The following is a 17,734-nucleotide window of genomic DNA, read 5'->3' as shown; positions in this document are numbered from 1 at the left end:
GCTCTCAGCCCGGACTGCCGGTCGCGTCGGCCGTCGACTGGGATCCAGCTTTACTCCGGACCTTGAAATATCGGGCGATGGCTGCCGCGACCAATGCCGGATCCTCCCAGTGCGGGTTATGCCCGCACCGCGCCGCGCCCACGAACTCCGCGGCAGGGATTTCTTCGAGGAGCCGCTGTTGGTGCGTTTCGTCGAAGAGCAGGTCGCGCCCGCCAGCAATGACAAGCGCCGGCAGGCGCAGCGTACGCGCCTTGTCGGTAAGATCGACGCGCCGAACCTGCTCCAGGATTGCTCGCCAAAGTGCCGCCGGCATGGCTGACGCCTCCTTTGCAACCATGGTCAGGAAGTCCGCTGGAACCTCGGCCTCGCAGGCATGCCAATAGTCATAGAACGGATCGGCCGGCGATATCGGGTCTCGAAGTGCCCGCACACCAATGGTCATCGGGTGATCCTCACCGATCTGCGGCCGCACCGTTCCGGCCATCAGCACCAGGCCGCCAATCATCTCGGGATAGCGCGCTGCTGCCTCGATCGCCACCATACTGCCCAAGGAATGCCCGACCAGAACCGGCCGCTCGAGGCGCAACCGCTCGATCAAACTCACCACATCTTCCGCGAAATCCGCTGACGCGAAGCCGCGTGTCCCGGCCGGCGAGGCGCCATGCCCGCGCAGGTCTGGGATGATAAGCCGGCGCCCGGCGAGATGCGGCGCCAGCAAGGAGAAGCTGCGGCTCGTGTCGGAGAAGCCGTGCACCAGCACCAGCGCGGGCTCCTGCCCGGCGATTTCGACGCAGGCCGTTTCAGTGCAGCCGGCACCGACCTTGCGCTTGCGGCCGTTCCAGCCAGCCTGATCGACCGATATCAAAGGCCGAGCTGCTGCTTGACCGCGTCGAGCGCGGGCTTGCCATCGAATGTGGTGACACCGGCAAGCCAGGCGCCGAGCCTATCCGGATTCCCTTTGATGGCCTTCAGGCCGGCTTCCTCCGGCTTCAGGCCGTCATTGATGAGATAGCCCATGCCGAGATTTTCGAAATCGATGTCGAAGGCGAGGTTCTTCAGCAACTGCCCGACATTCGGGCATTGCTGCAGATAGCCCTTGCGCACCTGCGTCGTCACCGTCGCGGCGCCGAAGTTCGGGCCATAGAACTTGTCGCCGCCGCTCAGATATTTGAAGTCGTACATCGTGTTCATTGGATGCGGCGCCCAACCCTGGAAGACGATGAAGCGCTTTTCCTTGATCTCGTAGCCGACCTCGGAAAGCATGCCGGCTTCACTCGATTCGACGACCTGCCAGCCATCGAGGCCCAGCGACTTATCGGCGATGGCGTCCATCATCAGCTGGTTCGAGCCCGGCTCGATGCCATACATCTTCCTGCCGAACTTGTCGGCGAACTTTTGCAGGTCGGCAAAATCCTTGACGCCGGCCTCCCAGACGTAAGTCGGCACGGCAAAGGTGTATTTGGCGCCGACGAGATTGACGCGCACATCGTCTACCGAGCCGTCCTTCTTATAGGGCTCGTAATAGGTGATCATCGCCGGATCCCAATAGCCAAGGAACACGTCCAAATCATTGTTCTTCAAGGATTCATAGATGACGTTGATGCCCAGAAGCGAGCTTGCCGGCTTGTAGCCGAGCGCATCGAGCAAGACGCTGGTGACGCCGGTGGTGAAGGCAAGGTCGTTCCATCCAGGCTCGGCCATGCGCACGACCTTGCATTGTTCAGGTTCAGCCGCAAAGACCGGCTGGGTCGCCAGCAGGACCCAGAGCGAGGCGCCTATTCCAAGGCTACGAAGCATTTCGGTTCTCCTCATTTCACCAACGGTGTTGACCATTCGGTCCTTATATTGTCCCACCGGTCAATTCTTGATCTCGGCGGACGAAAATGTCAACGTCGGTTTTCGATGCATGGATCCGGCCCGTGAAACTCAAGCGCCTCAGCGACATACGCCGCAAAGAGCTGCGGCAAGCCGCCTTTGCCGTGCTTCAGCGCGAAGGCATAGCTGGCGCCACCATAGAAAAAGTGGCGGCACAGGCCGGCGCGTCGAAGGGCATCGTGCTGCATTATTTCAACAGCAAGCGGGAACTGTTCGAGCACGCCATGCGCGAGTCGAACCTGGTGCTGCGTCATGCAGTGGTCGAGCGGCTGAAGCAGGCGCGCACCCCAATGCAACGGATAGATGCCATCATCGAAGGCAATTTCGAGCCGCATCTCTTCCAGCCGTCCCTCTGCCACGCCTGGCTTTCGCTTTGCGCGGAGGTGCCGCGCGACGAAAAGCTTGCCCGCATTCAGAAGGTGATCCATGCGCGCATGCGCTCCAACCTGCTGTCCGGCCTGCGCGGTCTCACGCCGGCGCGCGATGCTGACGAGATCGCTTTCGGCGTCACCACGCTGATCGACGGGCTGTGGCTGCGGCTTGGCCTGCAGCCAGGCAGCGTTACGCGTGAACAGGCCATTCATCAGGTCAAGGATTTTGTCGCTCTCCGCCTGGCTGTTCGGCGCGATGCAGCCGCTGCCGAATAGACCATCGTGCCCCGACAGCCGAAGTTCATACTGTGAGATAGGCCGGCGGCTTGACCACAATCGGCAACGGCGCTGCTCTCCTTACCAGACAAGACGGCAATGCGCGGGAGTGTTGGATGAGACTGGGCGGCAAACGGGCACTGGTCACCGGCGGCTCGGACGGGATCGGGCTGGCAATCGCCGAGGCGTTTTTGCGCGAAGGCGCGGACGTGCTAATCGTCGGCCGCGACGGCAAAAAACTCGACGCCGCCCGCAAGCAGCTCGGGGACGGCGTCGAAACGCTGTCGGCAGACCTGTCGGCCAGCGCCGGCATCGACGCCGTGGTCGAGCATGCCAGGCGCGGCCCACCTCTCGACATCCTCGTCAACAATGCCGGCGTGGCGTTCCTGGCGCCGTTCGAGACCGTCAGCGAGGACCAGTTCCAGCAGTCGTTCGCGCTCAACGTCACGGCTGTATTCTTCCTCACCCAGCGACTGTTGCCGCATCTCGCGCCGGGCGGGGCATCGGTCATCAATGTCTCGTCCTATTTTGCGCACAAGATGATCCCGAAGCGGCCGTCCAGCCTCTATTCGCTGTCGAAGGGCGCGCTCAATTCGCTGACCAAGTCGCTCGCCTTCGAGCTCGGGCCGCGCGGCATAAGGGTCAATGCCATCGCGCCCGGCACGGTCGACACCGCAATGCGGCGCAGGTCGATCGAAAACCTGCCGGAAGCCGCGCAGGCCGAGCTCAAGGCCTATGTCGAGCGCAGCTACCCGCTCGGCCGCATCGGCCGAACCAGCGATCTTGCCGGCATCGCGGTCTATCTCGCCAGCGACGAAGCGGCGTGGACCAGCGGCGGCATCTTTGCAGTGGATGGAGGGTACACGGCGGGGTGAGGAGCGCGCGCTCTTCCTTCTCCCCTTGCGGGAGAAGGAAAAGGCGCTGCTTCAACCGATTTGCATCCCCATCGTCCGCAATCTCCGCTTGAAGGCATTTGTGCAACGCGATACGCCGTTTGCAAATTTGCAACCCGGAGAGACTTCGTGAGCGCGCCAGAGACCAGAACCGAAACCGACACGTTCGGTCCCATCGAGGTCGCCGCCGACCGTTACTGGGGCGCGCAGGCGCAGCGTTCACTTGCCAATTTCAAGATCGGCTGGGAGAAACAGCCGGCGTCGATCGTGCGGGCGCTGGGCATCGTCAAGCGGGCCGCCGCCGAAGCCAATATGGAGCTGAAGCGACTCGATCCGGCGATCGGCAAGGCCATTATCGAGGCCTCCCAGGAGGTCATCGACGGCAAGCTCAACGAGCATTTCCCGCTGGTCGTCTGGCAGACCGGCTCGGGCACCCAGTCCAACATGAACGCCAATGAAGTGATTTCCAACCGGGCGATCGAGCTTTTGGGCGGCGTCATGGGGTCGAAGAAGCCGGTGCATCCCAACGACCACGTCAATATGAGCCAGTCGTCGAACGACACCTATCCGACGGCCATGCACATCGCCTGCGCCGAGCGCATCATCCACGACCTGCTGCCGTCGCTGAGGCATTTGCACGCGGCACTCGAGGCCAAGACCAGGGCTTTCGCCCACATCGTCAAGATCGGCCGCACCCACACACAGGACGCAACGCCGCTGACGCTCGGCCAGGAATTCTCCGGCTACGCGGCGCAGGTCGCCTCGTCGGTCAAGCGCATCGAAATGACCCTGCCCGGCCTGCAGGAGTTGGCACAGGGCGGCACCGCGGTCGGCACCGGCCTCAACGCGCCGGTCGGTTTTGCCGAAAAGGTGGCGGCGCGCATCGCCGCGATCACCGGCATCGATTTCGTCACCGCGCCGAACAAGTTCGAGGCGCTGGCCGCCCATGATTCCATGGTCTTCTCGCACGGCGCCATCAATGCCTGCGCGGCAGCGCTGTTCAAGATCGCCAACGATATCCGCCTGCTTGGCTCCGGCCCGCGTTCGGGCCTCGGCGAATTGTCGCTGCCGGAAAACGAACCGGGCTCTTCGATCATGCCGGGCAAGGTCAATCCGACACAATGCGAGGCGATGACACAGGTTTGCGTGCAGGTGTTCGGCAACAATGCGGCGATCAGCTTCGCCGGCAGCCAAGGCCATTTCGAGCTCAACGTCTACAATCCGCTGATGGCCTATTGTTTCCTGCAATCGGTACAGCTGCTGGCCGACGCTTCGGTGTCGTTTACCGACAATTGCGTCGTCGGCATCGAGGCCCGCGAAGACAACATCAAGGCAGCGCTCGACCGTTCGCTGATGCTGGTGACGGCGCTGGCGCCGACGATCGGCTACGACAACGCCGCCAAGATCGCCAAGGCGGCGCACAAGAACGGCACGACGCTGCGCGAGGAAGCGCTGGCCACCGGGCTGGTCAGCGAAGCCGATTATGAGCGGCTGGTGCGGCCGGAGGATATGACGCATCCAGGGTAAGTTGATCGCGAAAACGTTACCTCGGTGAACAATCCGTAACCAATCTGACGTCTTTGGTGAACAGTCGGCATGCGCTAACTGGACGGCTATCCCAAGTCGTTTGGCCAAACCCTTCTGGAGAGTTACGCATGTCCACGAACACGTCCACCAACACTTCGTTTGCCGGTTCCGGCACCGCCGCCGGCGCCTCGGGCACGATCCTGCTCGGCCGCATCCTGCTTTCTGTCATCTTCCTGCTTTCCGGCTTCGGCAAGCTGACGGCGATTGCCGGCACCGCCGGCTATTTCGGCAGCCTAGGCCTGCCGCTGCCGATGGTGACCGCCATTGTCGTCGGCCTGATCGAACTGCTTGGCGGCCTCGCCATCCTCGTCGGCTTCCAGACCCGGATCGTCGGCTGGGTGATGGCGATCTTCACCGTCGCCACCGCGCTGGTCGCCCACACCGGCTGGGCCGATCAGATGCAGATGATCAATTTCATGAAGAACCTCGGCATTGCCGGCGGCTTCCTCGTGCTCGCCTCGTCGGGTCCAGGCGCGTATTCGATCGACGCCAAGCGCGGCTGACGCGGCCCAGCATTGCCTAGACAAAAGGGGCGCGGAATTTTCCGCGCCCCTTTTTCGTTGTCGGTTTATATCTGCTGGCTGGAACTCTGCTAGGATCGGCCGCCGATATCGGAGGAGACCATGCCTCGCAATGCACTGCTCTTGCTTTCCCGGCTGCTGCTCGCCGCGCTGTTCGTGCCGTCCGGCTTCCATGCGCTTGCCGACATCCCCGGCACATCTAGCTATTTCGCCGGCCTCGGACTGCCGCTGCCAACACTCGCTGCCTGGGGCACGGGGCTGTTCGAGCTGATCGCCGGGCTGCTCATCCTCGTCGGCTTCAAGACGCCGATCGTGGCGCTGCTGCTCGCCGCCTTCTGCATCGCGACCGCCTTCATCGGTCATTACGGCCAAGGCGGCGACGATCCGACGCTGACCTTCCTGCATTCACAGATGCTGATGAAGGACATTGCCATAGCAGGTGGTTTTCTGGCGCTGGCAATGGCTGGTGCGGGCGCCTGGTCGGCCGACGGGCGTGGCATCGGCGTCGGTGCCGAAGCGACCTGAAAGACTGGCGTCAGCACAGATCATCAGGCGTTCAGGAAATTGGCCAGAATGATCTCGCGCCAGACGCGGGTCGGCGTCACCCAGGCATCCTGGGCGTTGTACTTGCCTGCATAGATCACGGCGGCGATGTCGGCCTCGGGCATCAGCCAGAGCCGCTGTCCGCCATTGCCGAAACCCCCATACCATGATTTCGGGGCGGCGAATGCTGGCGCCGGCGCATCGCCGGTGAACCACAACCGGCCATAACCAAGGCCGTCCGGCGTCGAGATTGTGGCTGTTAACGACGCGTTTATCCAGCCTTCCGACGCGATCCTCTCTCCATTCCACAGACCCTTGCGAAGAAGGAGTTGGCCGATCTTCAAAAGATCAGGGGCCGCCAGCCTGAGGCCGGACGCTGCGGAGGCGACGCCGTCACCACCAGCCGACCAGTGGAAGCGCTCGATGCCAAGCGGCGCGAAAAGCGCCTCGCGCGCGAAATCCGGCAGGGATTTGCCGCAGCCTCTTTCAATGATCGCGCCAACCAGCGCGACGCTGCCGCCGGAATAGATCCAGCGGCTCCCAGGGTCGGCGATGATCGGCCGCTCAAGGATGAAGCGATAACGATCGGGCGCGTTCTCCATCGCGATCTCGCTGTTCTGCGGATCGCTATAGGGACGGTTTTCGTCCCACTCCATGCCGAGCGTCATCGTCAGCGCATGGCCGATCGTGATCTTCTCACGCGCGGGATCGGCGGCGAGATCGGCGTATTCGGGAAACAGCGCGAAGAGCGGCGCATCGGGTGGCGGCACCAGTCCCGTGTCGAGGGCAATGCCGTAAAGCAGGCTGACGATGCTCTTCGTTACCGAGCGCAGATCGTGCAGCGTGCCGGCGTCAAAGGCGATCTGCCCGATCGGGCGCCCCCATTCTTCGTCCCTGCCCTCGGCATAGTGCTCCAGGAAGACCTTCTCGGAGCGGGCAGCGAGAACGATGTGCAGGTCGCGCAACAGGCCGGACTCGAGCCCGGCAAGCAGCTTGCGGTGGATCGCTGGATCGAAGCCGAGCGCTTCGGCTGCAGCTACGGACGGAGATGACGATGGGATGGTCATGGAATTTTTCGCTCTGCGTTTACCCCACGTCCCGAAATCCGGCCTTGGACCGCCCGTTCACTTCACAGACATGCTTGGCCCGCCCTCGACCGCCAGCACCAGCCGGCGGTTGGTGACTCTTGCCAGCTGTGCCAGCCGGCCAGCCGGCCGCTCGCCGTAAAGATCGGCCAGCGCTGCCGGCAGCACCAGCGCCAGCACGCCATTGCCGCGGTTTTCCCATTTCAGCCGCGGCATGACGCCCGGCATTGCCGCGGTCAACAGATAGACGACGCGCAACAGCGCCGCCAATACCCGGGCGCGTTCGAGATAGCGCGGTGTCGCCAGCCCGCGGATTTCCGGAGCGGCTTCATTGAACACGCCCTCGTGGCGAAACAGGCTGACAAGCGCCAGGAAGGCGCGGCCGGGATGGTCGACGCCGATGAACGAGGCGTGGGCGATGATGTTGAGCGATTGCTTGCCGCGATATTCGGGATGGGCGCGCCAGCCGATATCGGCAAGCAGGCAGGCGGCGTGGCGGTAGCGCGCCTCATCCCTGGTTTCGTCGATGCCGAAGGCAGCAAAGGCCTTACCGGTCCATTCGACAAGCTCATGCGCGTGGTCGACCGATCGCGAGCGCAGGCGGGCAAGCTCTTCCGCCGCCGAGATCAGCGGATCGGCTTTCTGTTCGGCCTTGTCGAGCAGCGAATAGAGAAAGCCCTCGCGCACGCCCAGCGCCGACACGATGATCTTCGACGGCTGCATCGCCGCCATGATCTCCTGCAGCACGATGGCGCCGTAGGGCAGCAGCGAGCGGCGGTTCTTAGAGACGCCCTCGATGCCCTTGACCTTATCGATCTCGGCTTTGGCGACCTGCCGGAGGAAGCTCGCGGCGCTTTCGATGCCGATCTCGTAATGGTGCATGACGCCGAGCGGGTAGTTGGTCATTTCCATGTGCAGACGGGCGAGGTTTCGCCAGGTGCCGCCGACCGTGTAGAAGGCCCTGCCCTGTCCGCCCTTCAGCAATTTCGCCCGCGCCAGTTGCTCGCGCGTGATCTTTGCCGCCTGGGTCAGCGAGTTCTTCGCCATGTCCTGCAGGCGCAAGCCGCCCAACGGCAGGGTGATGCCGTCACCGATCGCCTCGCCGTCGATATCGATCAGTTCGAGGCTGCCGCCGCCAAGATCGCCGGCGATGCCGTTGGCCGGGTGGAAACCGGAGATGACGCCGAGCGCCGAATAATGGGCTTCCTCGCGGCCGCTCAGCACCTGGATCTCGGTCTTGAGTACATCCTCGGCGCGGTGGATGAAGTCGGGGCCGTTGACCGCCTCACGGGCGGCGGCGGTCGCCAACACATACATGCGCTCGGCGCCGGCCTGGTCGGAGAGCGCGCGGAAACGGCGGAACTCTTCCATCGAGCGCGTCACCGCCTCGGGATCGAGCTTTCCGGTCGAAACGATGCCGCGGCCGAGGCCGGCGAGCATCTTTTCGTTGAACAGCAAGGTCGGCGAGCGCGCCAGCCCTTCATAGATGACAAGACGGATCGAGTTCGACCCGATATCGATGATGGACAGCGGTCGGCGGTCCTGAAGCCGGCCCTGGGACGCTGAAATCATCAGCCCGTCGCTGCGTTCTGTTTCTTGCGGCGCTTGAACTGCGCGATGCGCTTGGGCGCATGCGACTTCAACGCATCGCCCCGTCCGGACAGGCTCGGATTGGTCATGAAATATTCCTGCGCGTTGAACGGTTCCTCGCCCTCCTCCAGCACAACGCGCCGGGAGGTTCCGTCAGCCAATACGTCGAAACTTTGCTGGTTGTCCATGATGTTGCCGAGCATGATCTGGCCGAGCACCTGTTCATGCACAGTTGGATTGGTGATCGGCACCATGGTCTCGACCCGGCGGTCGAGATTGCGCGGCATCAAATCGGCCGAGGAGATGTAGACGATCGCCCCGTCCGAGGGCAGGCCGTGGCCGTTGCCGAAGCAATAGATGCGGCTGTGCTCGAGGAAGCGGCCGACGATCGACTTCACCCTTATGTTCTCCGACAGGCCCGGCACCTGCGGTCTCAGGCAGCAGATGCCGCGCACGACGAGATCGATCTCGACGCCGGCGCGGCTGGCATCGTAGAGCGCATCGATGATGATCGGATCGACCAGCGCATTCATCTTCATCCAGATGCGAGCCGGCCTGCCATCCAGCGCGTGGCCGATCTCGTCCGAAATATGCTTGAGGATGCGGTTGCGCAGCGTGAACGGCGATATGGCCAGCCGCATCTGCTCGGCCGGCTCGGCATAGCCGGTGATGAAATTGAACAATTGCGCGACATCGCGCGCGATCGTCGGATCGGTGGTGAAGAAGGACAGGTCGGTGTAGATGCGCGCGGTGACCGGGTGGTAATTGCCGGTGCCGAGATGCACGTAATTGCGTAGCCTGCCATCCTCGCGCCGCACCACCAGCGACATTTTCGCGTGGGTCTTCAGCTCGAGAAAGCCGAAGACGACCTGGACTCCGGCGCGCTCGAGGTCGCGCGCCCAGCGGATGTTGGCCTCCTCGTCGAAGCGCGCCTTGAGCTCGACCAGCGCCGTCACCGACTTGCCGGCCTCGGCGGCGTCGACCAAAGCCCGCACGATCGGGCTGTCGTTGGAGGTGCGGTAGAGCGTCTGCTTGATCGCCACCACTTCCTGATCGGCCATCGCCTGGCGCAGGAACTGCACCACCACGTCGAAGGATTCGTAGGGGTGGTGGACGATGATGTCCTTCTCGCGGATGGCGGCAAAGCAATCGCCACCATGCTCGCGGATGCGCTCCGGGAAGCGCGGATTGTAGGGCGTGAACTTCAGATCGTCGCGAGCGACGGCGACGATCTCCGAGATCTGGCTAAGCGCCAGCGGCCCGGTAAGCACGCTGATGCGGCTGGCCGAGACGCCAAGCTCGCCGGCGACGAAGTCGCGCAATTCGGACGGCATCAGCCTGTCGAACTCGATCCGGATGACCGAGCCGCGGCGGCGACGCTTCAGCGCCGTCTCGAACAGTCGCACCAGATCTTCGGATTCTTCCTCGACCTCGATATCGCTGTCGCGGATGATGCGGAACGTGCCGGAGCCCTTGACCTCGTAGCCGGGGAACAGCTTGCCGATGTAGAGACTGACCGCCTCTTCGAGCGGAACGAAGCGGACGTGATGCTTGCGATCCGGCAAGCGGATGAAGCGCCTCAGCGCTACCGGCAGGCGCAAAAGCGCGCTCATTTCCTCGCCGTTCTTGCGGTGGCGCAATTGCAGCGCCATCGAGAAACCGAGATTGGGAATGAACGGAAACGGATGCGCTGGGTCGATCGACAGCGGCGTCAGGACCGGAAACACCTGCTCCTGGAAATGGTCCTCGAGCCAGGTCTTCTCGTCCTTGGTCAGCGCATCGCGGGTGATGCTCTCGATGCCTTCCTTGTTGAGCTGCAGCATCAGCGCCGAAAGGCTGTTCTGCTGGTCCTCCTGCAGGCGCTCGACCTCGCGCAACAGCTGTTCGAGCTGCTGCTCGGGGGTGCGCCCGTCCGGGCTCTTCAGCACGATGCCCTCGCGCACCTGGCCGGCAAGACCGGCGACGCGGACCATGAAGAACTCGTCGAGATTGGCCGCCGATATCGACAGGAAGCGAACGCGCTCGAGCAGCGGATGATTGGCGTTCAGCGATTCCTCGAGCACGCGCCGATTGAATTGCAGCCAGGAAAACTCGCGGTTGACGAAGCGGTCAGGATTGCCGCCTTCGCGGCTCGCCGCCTCGATGGTGATGAATTCGCTCTGGACCGGCTTCAGTTCGTTCATGATTCCTGCTCTTCCTACACCAGCCGTCGGCGCCAGCCTTAACCGGCTTAACTTATCCTCTGACAGGCTTTTGCGACAGTTTCATTTCATCGATCTTGCAAAGAGACGGGTTATGATCCAGATGCAATCGACAAGATCAGGAGACGACGATGGCAGGCGGTTCCATTCCCCATTTCCAGAACGATGCGGGCTATCCGGCAATCGACATCGGCGTCAAGGAATTCATGTGCACCGGCGCCAATCCGCCTTTCGACCATCCGCATGTATTTCTCGACATGGGCGACGACAATGAAAAGGTCTGCCCCTACTGCTCGACGCTCTATCGCTATTCGCCGAAGCTGAAGGCATTGGAAACGGTGCCGCCGGGCTGCCTTTATATCGACCAGGCCGCCTGATTCTCCTGCGACAAGCCTGATGCAGGAAACGCAGTCCCGGCAGGTCGTCATCGCCGGGGCGGGCGTTGCCGGGCTGACCGCGGCACTGGCCTTCGCCGAGCGCGGCTATCGGATAAAACTGTTCGAACAGGCGCAGCACCTCGAGGCTGCCGGCGCCGGCATCCAGTTGTCGCCCAACGCGACACGCATTCTTCGACAACTCGGCGTACTCGATCGGCTGCTGCCGACGGCGGTGCGGCCGGAGGCGGTTGTGCTCAAGGATGCCGCCACGCTGGGCGAGCTGGCGCGCGTACCGCTTGGCCCGGCCGCCGAAACGCGCTGGGGGGCACCCTATCTCGTCGCCCACCGCGCCGATCTGCAGTCAGCGCTGATGCAGCGGGTTTCGGAGCAGCCCGGGATCGAACTGGTCGCTGGCGCGCGGGTGACCGACATCGCAGCCGGACCGAAAGCTGTTGCCGTCACTGCATCGGCTGATGGCGAAACGGTCGAGGCTGGCTGTCTGCTGATCGGCGCGGATGGCGTCTGGTCGTCGGTGCGAGAACAACTGGCCCGCAAAGCGGCCGAATTCGGTAGTAGCCGGTTTTCAGGTGAGCTGGCGTGGCGCGCCACCGTCGGTGCCGACAGCCCTGCTGGCCAAGCCTTTGCAGCGATCGGTGCGCCCGATTGCGTTACCGCATTCCTCTATCCCGGCTTCCATATGGTCGCCTATCCGGTCAGCCGTGGCACTGCCTTCAACCTCGCCGCCTTCACCAGGGGCGAGCGCATCGCCGAGGGCTGGTCGGGGCATGCCAACCCCGCCATCCTCGTCAGCGCCATGCGCGGTACCGCGCCGGCGCTGGTCCGTCTGGCGAGCGAGGCGGCGCCGTGGACGGCATGGCCGATCCACACCGTCGAGCAGCGGCGGTGGACGACACCGGAAGGCGTCGCGCTGATCGGCGATGCGGCGCATGCGATGACGCCCTTTGCCGCACAGGGCGCGGCGATGGCGATCGAGGACGCGGCGACGCTTGCCGGCTTCGTTGCCACCTCGCCTGCCGATCTCAGCGGCGCGCTTGCCGCTTGGGAACAGGCGCGGCGGCCGCGCGTCGCCCAGGTCGCCCGCCGCGGCGCGGTCAACCGCCTCGCCTGGCACGCGGCCGGGCCGGTGGCGATGGCCCGCAACCTGTTCCTGGCGATGCGCTCACCCGAAAAGCTCGCCGCCGATCTTGATTGGCTTTATGGCTAGCGGGCGCGCGAGTCTGGGGATCGGCGATAAAAAGCTCGATAGGCCGGCGGGACAGCGCCCCCCTCTGTCCTGCCGGACATCTCCCCCACAAGGAGGGAGATTGGCAGTTTCGGCGCCTTGCTAGGTCCTGCAACGTTAGAGATTGGCGAAAGGAGGGCTCGAAGGATCGCGGCGTTGATCAGCCGGAACCCTCTTCAATTGTGAAGCCGCATCGACAGGCCGAGCGAGGCTGGCAGCGGGTTCCACCAGCCGGTGCGCAGCCCGGCCGTGCGCAGTGCCGCCGCCGTCCAGGTGTTGCAGCCGATCAGCGCGTTGAAATGGCCATTGGCTTCGAAGAAACGATCGAAGCGGGAATAGGCCGCATTCTCGATCGGAATGGCCCCGTTCGGCCCCCGCTGGAAGCTTGCCGCAATGTAATCGAGCAGCGCCGCAAAGCGTTCGTCGCCGATGTCGAAGCCGGCGACGTCGGGATGCGGCTCGGCGATGTCGCCGGAAATGTCGACATGCATCACCGAGGCATCGACGGTCAGCGCCTTCATCACCGGCATCGCCTTCAGCTCCGACCAGGTCGGCGTCTCCAGATAGAAGGCGCGGCCGCCCCAGCCGAAGACGATGTAGCGGACCTCCGCCATGTCGGCAGGAATGCCGGCATCGACCAGGAAATGGAAGCGCCGGCGCATATCGTCGTCGACCGGGATGGCGATGTCGGTGTGGATCGGATTTTGCAGCACCAAGATGCGGTGGCTTGCGCCGATCGGATCGGCAACTGCCGCCGGCCAGAGCGGGCGCGGCAGCAGCGTGCCCAGCGCTGCGGCAAGCACTGTTGCAACGACCAGCAGGCCAAGAAAACGGGCAAGCTTCTTCATGGGAAAGGCTTAGAGCAAGCCATGCTCAAGGTGAAGCGTCTCTGGAGTTGCACGGCTGGCAAAGCGCTTGACGCGTATCCTCCCCGGGAGGATATGCTCAAGCATGTCAGATCACCTCCACGCCTCGCATCCTTCCATCATAAAGCGCCTGAAGCGCGCGCAAGGTCACCTTGCGGCTGTGCTGGCCATGATCGAGGCGCATCGCCCTTGCGTTGATCTGGCGCAGCAGCTTCATGCCGTCGAAAGGGCCGTCAGCAGCGCCAAGCGCGAGCTGATCAACGATCACATCGAGCATTGCCTCACGGACAGCGTGGAAACCGGCGGCAACTCGCTGGCGGAACTCAAGCAGCTGGCGAAGTATCTATGAATGCCATCGTAGCCCGCATTCTGGACTGGCTCGGGTTCGGCTCGCACGCCGCACATCATCACGGCGATCACGGTTCGCACGGTCACACCCACGGCGTCATCGATGCGACAATTGCTACCACCGACCGGGGCATCTGGGCAATCAAATGGTCGTTCGTAATCCTGGCCATCACCGCGGCGTTGCAGATGGTCGTGGTTGTGCTGTCGGGGAGCGTGGCATTGCTGGCCGACACGATCCATAACATCGGCGATGCGACAACGGCGATCCCGCTATGGATTGCGTTCGTGCTGGCGCGGCGCAAGCCGTCGCGGACCTTTACCTATGGCTTGGGCCGGGTCGAGGATCTGGCCGGCATCATCATCGTGCTCATCATCCTGTTCAGCGCTGTTGTCGCCGCCTACCAAGCCATCGACAGGCTGATCAATCCACAAGTAGTGACACACCTCGGCTGGCTGACGGCGGCGGGCATTGTCGGCTTCCTCGGCAACGAGGCGGTTGCCGTGTTCCGTATCCGCGTCGGCCGCGAAATCAACAGCGCGGCACTCATTGCCGACGGCTACCACGCCCGCACCGACGGACTTACCAGCCTTGCCGTGGTCATCGGAGCCATCGGCGTCTGGCTCGGCTTTTCCTTGGCCGACCCGATCGTCGGCCTGCTGATCACGATTGCGATCTTCGGTATCGTGTGGCAATCGGCCCGTTCGGTGCTGACCCGCATGCTGGACGGAATCGAACCCGGTGTGATGGATGAAATCCGACATGCCGCCGAGCATGTTGCGGGCGCGCATATTGTCGATGCTAAGGCGCGCTGGGTCGGTCATAGATTGCACGCCGACATCGCAATTGCCGCGGACGAAACCTTACCGCTGTCGGCGGCGAACAAGATCGCGGCAGCGCTGAAAGACGAACTGTCCCAGCATATGCCAGCCCTGGCTGAGGCGAATGTCCGGTTTTCAACGGAACGTGGAGAGAACGACCATCCGCACCCTCACGAGCACACGCATGACCACGGCCACATGCACTGACGCTCGCCGATTTTCTGCTAGTCTCGTCCGATGTTCCAGACGCTCGTCGAATTTCAGCGCACGATCTATCTGACGCTCGGCGAGCAGATCAAGCTGCTTGCGGCCGGAGGCAATTGGCTGGCATTCATGGCCTTCCTGCCGATGGGCGTCGTGTTCGGGGCTGCCCATGCGCTGACGCCGGGTCATAGCAAGGCGGTCCTGGCGACCTATCTTGCCGGTTCGGATGCGAAGGTCTCGCGCGGCCTGCTCGTGTCTATCACGCTATCGTTCACGCATGTGACGATTGCCGTTCTGATTGCGGCTCTCTCGCTGCCACTGGTCTCCATAGCATTGGGCAGCGTTGGCCGCGCTCCGCTTCTGGAGCATATCAGTCGTGGGCTGCTCGGCCTCATTGGCGTCTGGATGCTCTGGCGCGCTTTGAGCCACAGCCATCACCACAGGCACGAAGGCGAGGCTGTCGGCGTGATGGCAGGCCTGATCCCCTGCCCGCTGACGCTTTTCGCGATGACTTTCGCGATCTCCAGGGGTGTTCCGGCAGCGGGCGTCCTGTTTGCCATCACCATGATGGTCGGCGTGGCGCTGACGCTGTCCTGCGTCGCGGTATTGTCGATCGTGTTTCGGGAACGGCTTGTACAGTTTTTCGCGCGCCAGCCACGGCTGTTCGAAACCATCTCCCGGGCCATCGAGGGCGCTGCCGGTCTCGCCCTTGCCGGCGTCGCTGTCTGGCAGATCACATCAGCTTAAGAGAAAACATGGTTTCAGCCACTGCATGGCGTCCGGGCCGGTGCAGCAGTTGGAACGAGCCAAGCCGACGCCGGTCATGTCACATCGATCACGACCATCAGCCCGCCGCCGCCCTTCTCCTCGACATTGTTGTTCGTGGTGTGATGCGGGATGTGGCAATGGATCAGCCATTTGCCCGGACGCTGTGCCTTCCAGATCACGTCGTAGCGCTGACCCGGCCCGACATTGACCGTATCGGCAAGGAAACGACCCGAGGCAGGGATCGTCTCGCCGTCGCGGGCAACGACCTCGAACGGTCCGCCATGGATATGCATCGGATGGATGAAGCCGTTGTTGGTGCCGATGAACCGCACCTTGAGCGTCTCGCCGACCTTCATCGGAATCGTCTCGGTCGAGGGATAGGCCTTGCCGTTGATGGTGAAGAAATTCGGCATGCCGCCGTCCATCGGCATCGACGGGTAGGTCAGCCCTTCCCGCACCAGCCATTCGTGAAGCTCGATGACGTAATCATGGTCGGCCGCGACCTCATCGGCGGGATTGGCGGGATCGATGATCAGCGCACCGTAGAGGCCGAGCGCCTGGGTCCGGTCCGGCTTGGCATGGGGGTGATAGAAATAGGTTCCGTGCTGGGTTGCGGTGAATTCGTATGAATAGGATTGGCCGGGCTCGATCGGCGCCTGCGTGATTTCCGCCGGCCCATCCATCTGGTTCGGCAGGATCAAGCCATGCCAATGCACTGTCGTTTCCTCAGGCAGGCCGTTGGTGACGTTGATCCTGACCTGATCGCCCTGGCGAATGTGAATTCGCGGGCCGGGAATCTGGCCATTATAGGCATAGGCGTCTACCGCAACGTCCGGCAGGATCTGCCAGCGGACCACCGAAGGCCTGAGCGCGAACACCTTGGTGCCGTTCTCCATCCGAAACGGCAGGTCCTGGTCACCCCTTATCGTCAGACCATAAGAGGCGGCCACGAGGCGCGGATCGGTGGCGGCCATGTCGCGCATTGCGTCGGCGGGCGTGTCGCGATCCATGATCATGCCTTGCGGCATGATCACCCCGCCGACATCGCGCGCCGACAAGGTTAGGTTCAGCCAGTTCGCCGGCGCGATCATGCCGATGGCGAGGGCCAGCAGGGAGACCATGCTGAGGGCGGCGACTTGCGGGGTCGTGGCATCCGTCTCCATGTGATGACCGGCGCCGCCTTTGCCTTTGTGGGAAGCCATATCGTGGTGCTGCCCGTGATGGCCGCTGGCGTCGGCCTGCTGCATTTGCATCTGCGCGTGTTGCCCTTGGTGGGGCCGCTCTCGACCGTCGGTGCCGGCCGCCTGTTGGCGCTGTGTCATCAGCCCATGTTTCAAGCCGCGGGCGACCAGCCAGACATTGGCGGGGTAGGCAAGCGCAAAGCCGGCGATGACGCCGATCGACATCACGCCCCAGAACAAAAGCTCCGTCGGTTCCATCGCGCGCATGTCGCGGCCCATCATCAGAAAACTCATGACCGGCGCCATGCCGGCCATCATGAAGTTCATGGAGATGAACTCGGGCAGAAAGCTCTTGCGCACGTTCTCCCAATAGGTGCCGCCCATCATCGATTTCATGAAAAGCGACTGGAAGATGAACAGGCCGAAGGCAAAGCCGGCGAGATATTCGACGATCAGGTCGATCCACATCGGCAGGCCGAGCGCCGCCGTGACGGCGGCGGCAAGAATGATGCCGGTGGCATCGCCGGCGACGCAGTGGATGGTGGAGCCGACGCCCTGCTTCCAGAGCGGCCGGGTAAAGAGTTCATGCTCGCCCGGCCGGGGCTCCTTGTCGGCTAGCACGTAGAGCAGCAAGCCGAGCGGCCCCATATAGAGGGTGACCAGGATGAATCCCCATTTCATCACCACCGGCTCGGGATTGTTGCGATATTGATCGAAGCCGACATAAAGCGTCGAAGCCAGCGCCAGCGTGAACCAGACGACGAGAAAATAATCGATCGGTTGGATGAGCATCGGGATGAACCTTGACCTGCCGCCGCACGCGCCCACGCGGCTCGTTATACAAGTCCCAATGGCAATGAACGCAGCCGGCGCGCTTATGATCCGTGCCGGCCTTAGTTACCAGGTTGCAAGGTGACCACTCGAGCGGTCTGAAGCACGCTTGCCATCTTCTCGCGCCGCGCACGGTCAGCGCTCGTCGAATACGC

General features: G+C 63.2%; 17 protein-coding genes. 10 read left to right on the top strand and 7 right to left on the bottom strand.

What is annotated here, in order from left to right:
• Positions 1–4 precede the first annotated feature (4 nt).
• The gene (locus NKG95_RS25735) at positions 5–865 is read right to left on the bottom strand and encodes an alpha/beta fold hydrolase (protein WP_023722736.1); all 861 of its coding nucleotides are present in this window, start codon (positions 863–865) and stop codon (positions 5–7) included.
• Positions 862–1,797 (bottom strand): choline ABC transporter substrate-binding protein, encoded by a 936-nt coding sequence (gene choX, locus NKG95_RS25730; protein WP_031195251.1) that lies wholly within the window; start codon positions 1,795–1,797, stop codon positions 862–864. Before choX ends, NKG95_RS25735 begins: the two co-directional genes overlap by 4 nt.
• A gap of 122 nt (positions 1,798–1,919) precedes the next feature.
• On the opposite strand from choX, the gene betI reads away from it, so the two are divergent.
• The 5 genes from betI to NKG95_RS25705 all read left to right on the top strand — a co-directional run bounded on the left by betI (position 1,920) and on the right by NKG95_RS25705 (position 6,048).
• Positions 1,920–2,522, top strand: a complete 603-nt coding sequence (betI, locus tag NKG95_RS25725) for a choline-binding transcriptional repressor BetI (RefSeq protein ID WP_502899034.1) — start codon at positions 1,920–1,922, stop codon at positions 2,520–2,522.
• Between the two features lie 116 nt (positions 2,523–2,638).
• Entirely contained in the window at positions 2,639–3,397 is a 759-nt protein-coding gene (locus tag NKG95_RS25720; RefSeq protein ID WP_353042878.1) for an SDR family NAD(P)-dependent oxidoreductase, read from the top strand.
• 147 nt (positions 3,398–3,544) lie between these two features.
• On the top strand, positions 3,545–4,942 hold the full coding sequence (fumC, locus tag NKG95_RS25715; protein WP_353042877.1) for a class II fumarate hydratase: 1,398 nt from the start codon (positions 3,545–3,547) through the stop codon (positions 4,940–4,942).
• A gap of 128 nt (positions 4,943–5,070) precedes the next feature.
• Positions 5,071–5,505, top strand: coding sequence for a DoxX family protein (locus tag NKG95_RS25710; protein WP_352472646.1), 435 nt, complete (start codon positions 5,071–5,073; stop codon positions 5,503–5,505).
• Positions 5,506–5,625: 120 nt separating this feature from the next.
• Positions 5,626–6,048, top strand: a complete 423-nt coding sequence (locus NKG95_RS25705; RefSeq protein ID WP_353042876.1) for a DoxX family protein — start codon at positions 5,626–5,628, stop codon at positions 6,046–6,048.
• A 23-nt stretch (positions 6,049–6,071) separates the two neighbouring features.
• On the opposite strand, the gene NKG95_RS25700 is transcribed toward NKG95_RS25705, so the two are convergent.
• From NKG95_RS25700 to NKG95_RS25690, 3 genes are read right to left on the bottom strand one after another with little or no spacing between them, the layout of a single operon-like run.
• Positions 6,072–7,133, bottom strand: a complete 1,062-nt coding sequence (locus NKG95_RS25700) for a serine hydrolase domain-containing protein (protein ID WP_353042875.1) — start codon at positions 7,131–7,133, stop codon at positions 6,072–6,074.
• Positions 7,134–7,190: 57 nt separating this feature from the next.
• Entirely contained in the window at positions 7,191–8,723 is a 1,533-nt protein-coding gene (gene ppx / locus NKG95_RS25695; RefSeq protein ID WP_023722728.1) for an exopolyphosphatase, read from the bottom strand.
• On the bottom strand, positions 8,723–10,924 hold the full coding sequence (locus NKG95_RS25690; protein WP_352481763.1) for an RNA degradosome polyphosphate kinase: 2,202 nt from the start codon (positions 10,922–10,924) through the stop codon (positions 8,723–8,725). The genes ppx and NKG95_RS25690 overlap by 1 nt, the downstream gene beginning before the upstream one ends.
• Positions 10,925–11,073: 149 nt before the next feature.
• Between NKG95_RS25690 and NKG95_RS25685 the strand changes: the two genes are divergently transcribed.
• Both NKG95_RS25685 and NKG95_RS25680 read left to right on the top strand, forming a co-directional pair.
• A complete protein-coding gene (locus NKG95_RS25685; protein WP_023722726.1) occupies positions 11,074–11,319 on the top strand; it encodes a zinc-finger domain-containing protein in 246 nt (81 codons plus the stop codon).
• A gap of 19 nt (positions 11,320–11,338) precedes the next feature.
• Positions 11,339–12,544 (top strand): FAD-dependent monooxygenase, encoded by a 1,206-nt coding sequence (locus NKG95_RS25680; RefSeq protein WP_352495567.1) that lies wholly within the window; start codon positions 11,339–11,341, stop codon positions 12,542–12,544.
• 194 nt (positions 12,545–12,738) lie between these two features.
• Here NKG95_RS25680 and NKG95_RS25675 read toward each other — a convergent pair whose 3' ends face one another.
• Positions 12,739–13,410 (bottom strand): TIGR02117 family protein, encoded by a 672-nt coding sequence (locus tag NKG95_RS25675; RefSeq protein WP_353042874.1) that lies wholly within the window; start codon positions 13,408–13,410, stop codon positions 12,739–12,741.
• 103 nt (positions 13,411–13,513) lie between these two features.
• Here NKG95_RS25675 and NKG95_RS25670 point away from each other — a divergent pair, with 103 nt between their 5' ends.
• From NKG95_RS25670 to NKG95_RS25660, 3 genes are read left to right on the top strand one after another with little or no spacing between them, the layout of a single operon-like run.
• Positions 13,514–13,777 (top strand): metal-sensing transcriptional repressor, encoded by a 264-nt coding sequence (locus NKG95_RS25670; protein ID WP_353042873.1) that lies wholly within the window; start codon positions 13,514–13,516, stop codon positions 13,775–13,777.
• The gene (locus NKG95_RS25665) at positions 13,774–14,802 is read left to right on the top strand and encodes a cation diffusion facilitator family transporter (RefSeq protein ID WP_502895887.1); all 1,029 of its coding nucleotides are present in this window, start codon (positions 13,774–13,776) and stop codon (positions 14,800–14,802) included. Before NKG95_RS25670 ends, NKG95_RS25665 begins: the two co-directional genes overlap by 4 nt.
• A gap of 30 nt (positions 14,803–14,832) precedes the next feature.
• The gene (locus NKG95_RS25660) at positions 14,833–15,546 is read left to right on the top strand and encodes a HoxN/HupN/NixA family nickel/cobalt transporter (RefSeq protein ID WP_023719744.1); all 714 of its coding nucleotides are present in this window, start codon (positions 14,833–14,835) and stop codon (positions 15,544–15,546) included.
• 74 nt (positions 15,547–15,620) lie between these two features.
• On the opposite strand, the gene NKG95_RS25655 is transcribed toward NKG95_RS25660, so the two are convergent.
• Entirely contained in the window at positions 15,621–17,540 is a 1,920-nt protein-coding gene (locus NKG95_RS25655) for a multicopper oxidase domain-containing protein (protein ID WP_353042872.1), read from the bottom strand.
• Between the last annotated feature and the right edge of the window lie 194 nt (positions 17,541–17,734).

Origin of the sequence: Mesorhizobium sp. M1423 (assembly GCF_040317575.1) — a bacterium.
GTDB lineage: Bacteria > Pseudomonadota > Alphaproteobacteria > Rhizobiales > Rhizobiaceae > Mesorhizobium.
The sequence above is the reverse complement of the archived record's forward strand: the minus strand, read 5'-3'. Positions and strand labels throughout refer to the sequence as shown.

What these genes read in the sequence shown, in the direction of transcription:
- choX (WP_031195251.1), bottom strand. Translation starts at nt 1,797, where the DNA reads ATGCTTCGTAGCCTTGGAATAGGCGCCTCGCTCTGGGTCCTGCTGGCG.
- NKG95_RS25720 (WP_353042878.1), top strand. Translation starts at nt 2,639, where the DNA reads ATGAGACTGGGCGGCAAACGGGCACTGGTCACCGGCGGCTCGGACGGG.
- NKG95_RS25710 (WP_352472646.1), top strand. Translation starts at nt 5,071, where the DNA reads ATGTCCACGAACACGTCCACCAACACTTCGTTTGCCGGTTCCGGCACC.
- NKG95_RS25705 (WP_353042876.1), top strand. Translation starts at nt 5,626, where the DNA reads ATGCCTCGCAATGCACTGCTCTTGCTTTCCCGGCTGCTGCTCGCCGCG.
- NKG95_RS25700 (WP_353042875.1), bottom strand. Translation starts at nt 7,133, where the DNA reads ATGACCATCCCATCGTCATCTCCGTCCGTAGCTGCAGCCGAAGCGCTC.
- ppx (WP_023722728.1), bottom strand. Translation starts at nt 8,723, where the DNA reads ATGATTTCAGCGTCCCAGGGCCGGCTTCAGGACCGCCGACCGCTGTCC.
- NKG95_RS25690 (WP_352481763.1), bottom strand. Translation starts at nt 10,924, where the DNA reads ATGAACGAACTGAAGCCGGTCCAGAGCGAATTCATCACCATCGAGGCG.
- NKG95_RS25685 (WP_023722726.1), top strand. Translation starts at nt 11,074, where the DNA reads ATGGCAGGCGGTTCCATTCCCCATTTCCAGAACGATGCGGGCTATCCG.
- NKG95_RS25680 (WP_352495567.1), top strand. Translation starts at nt 11,339, where the DNA reads ATGCAGGAAACGCAGTCCCGGCAGGTCGTCATCGCCGGGGCGGGCGTT.
- NKG95_RS25675 (WP_353042874.1), bottom strand. Translation starts at nt 13,410, where the DNA reads ATGAAGAAGCTTGCCCGTTTTCTTGGCCTGCTGGTCGTTGCAACAGTG.
- NKG95_RS25670 (WP_353042873.1), top strand. Translation starts at nt 13,514, where the DNA reads ATGTCAGATCACCTCCACGCCTCGCATCCTTCCATCATAAAGCGCCTG.
- NKG95_RS25665 (WP_502895887.1), top strand. Translation starts at nt 13,774, where the DNA reads ATGAATGCCATCGTAGCCCGCATTCTGGACTGGCTCGGGTTCGGCTCG.
- NKG95_RS25660 (WP_023719744.1), top strand. Translation starts at nt 14,833, where the DNA reads ATGTTCCAGACGCTCGTCGAATTTCAGCGCACGATCTATCTGACGCTC.
- NKG95_RS25655 (WP_353042872.1), bottom strand. Translation starts at nt 17,540, where the DNA reads ATGCTCATCCAACCGATCGATTATTTTCTCGTCGTCTGGTTCACGCTG.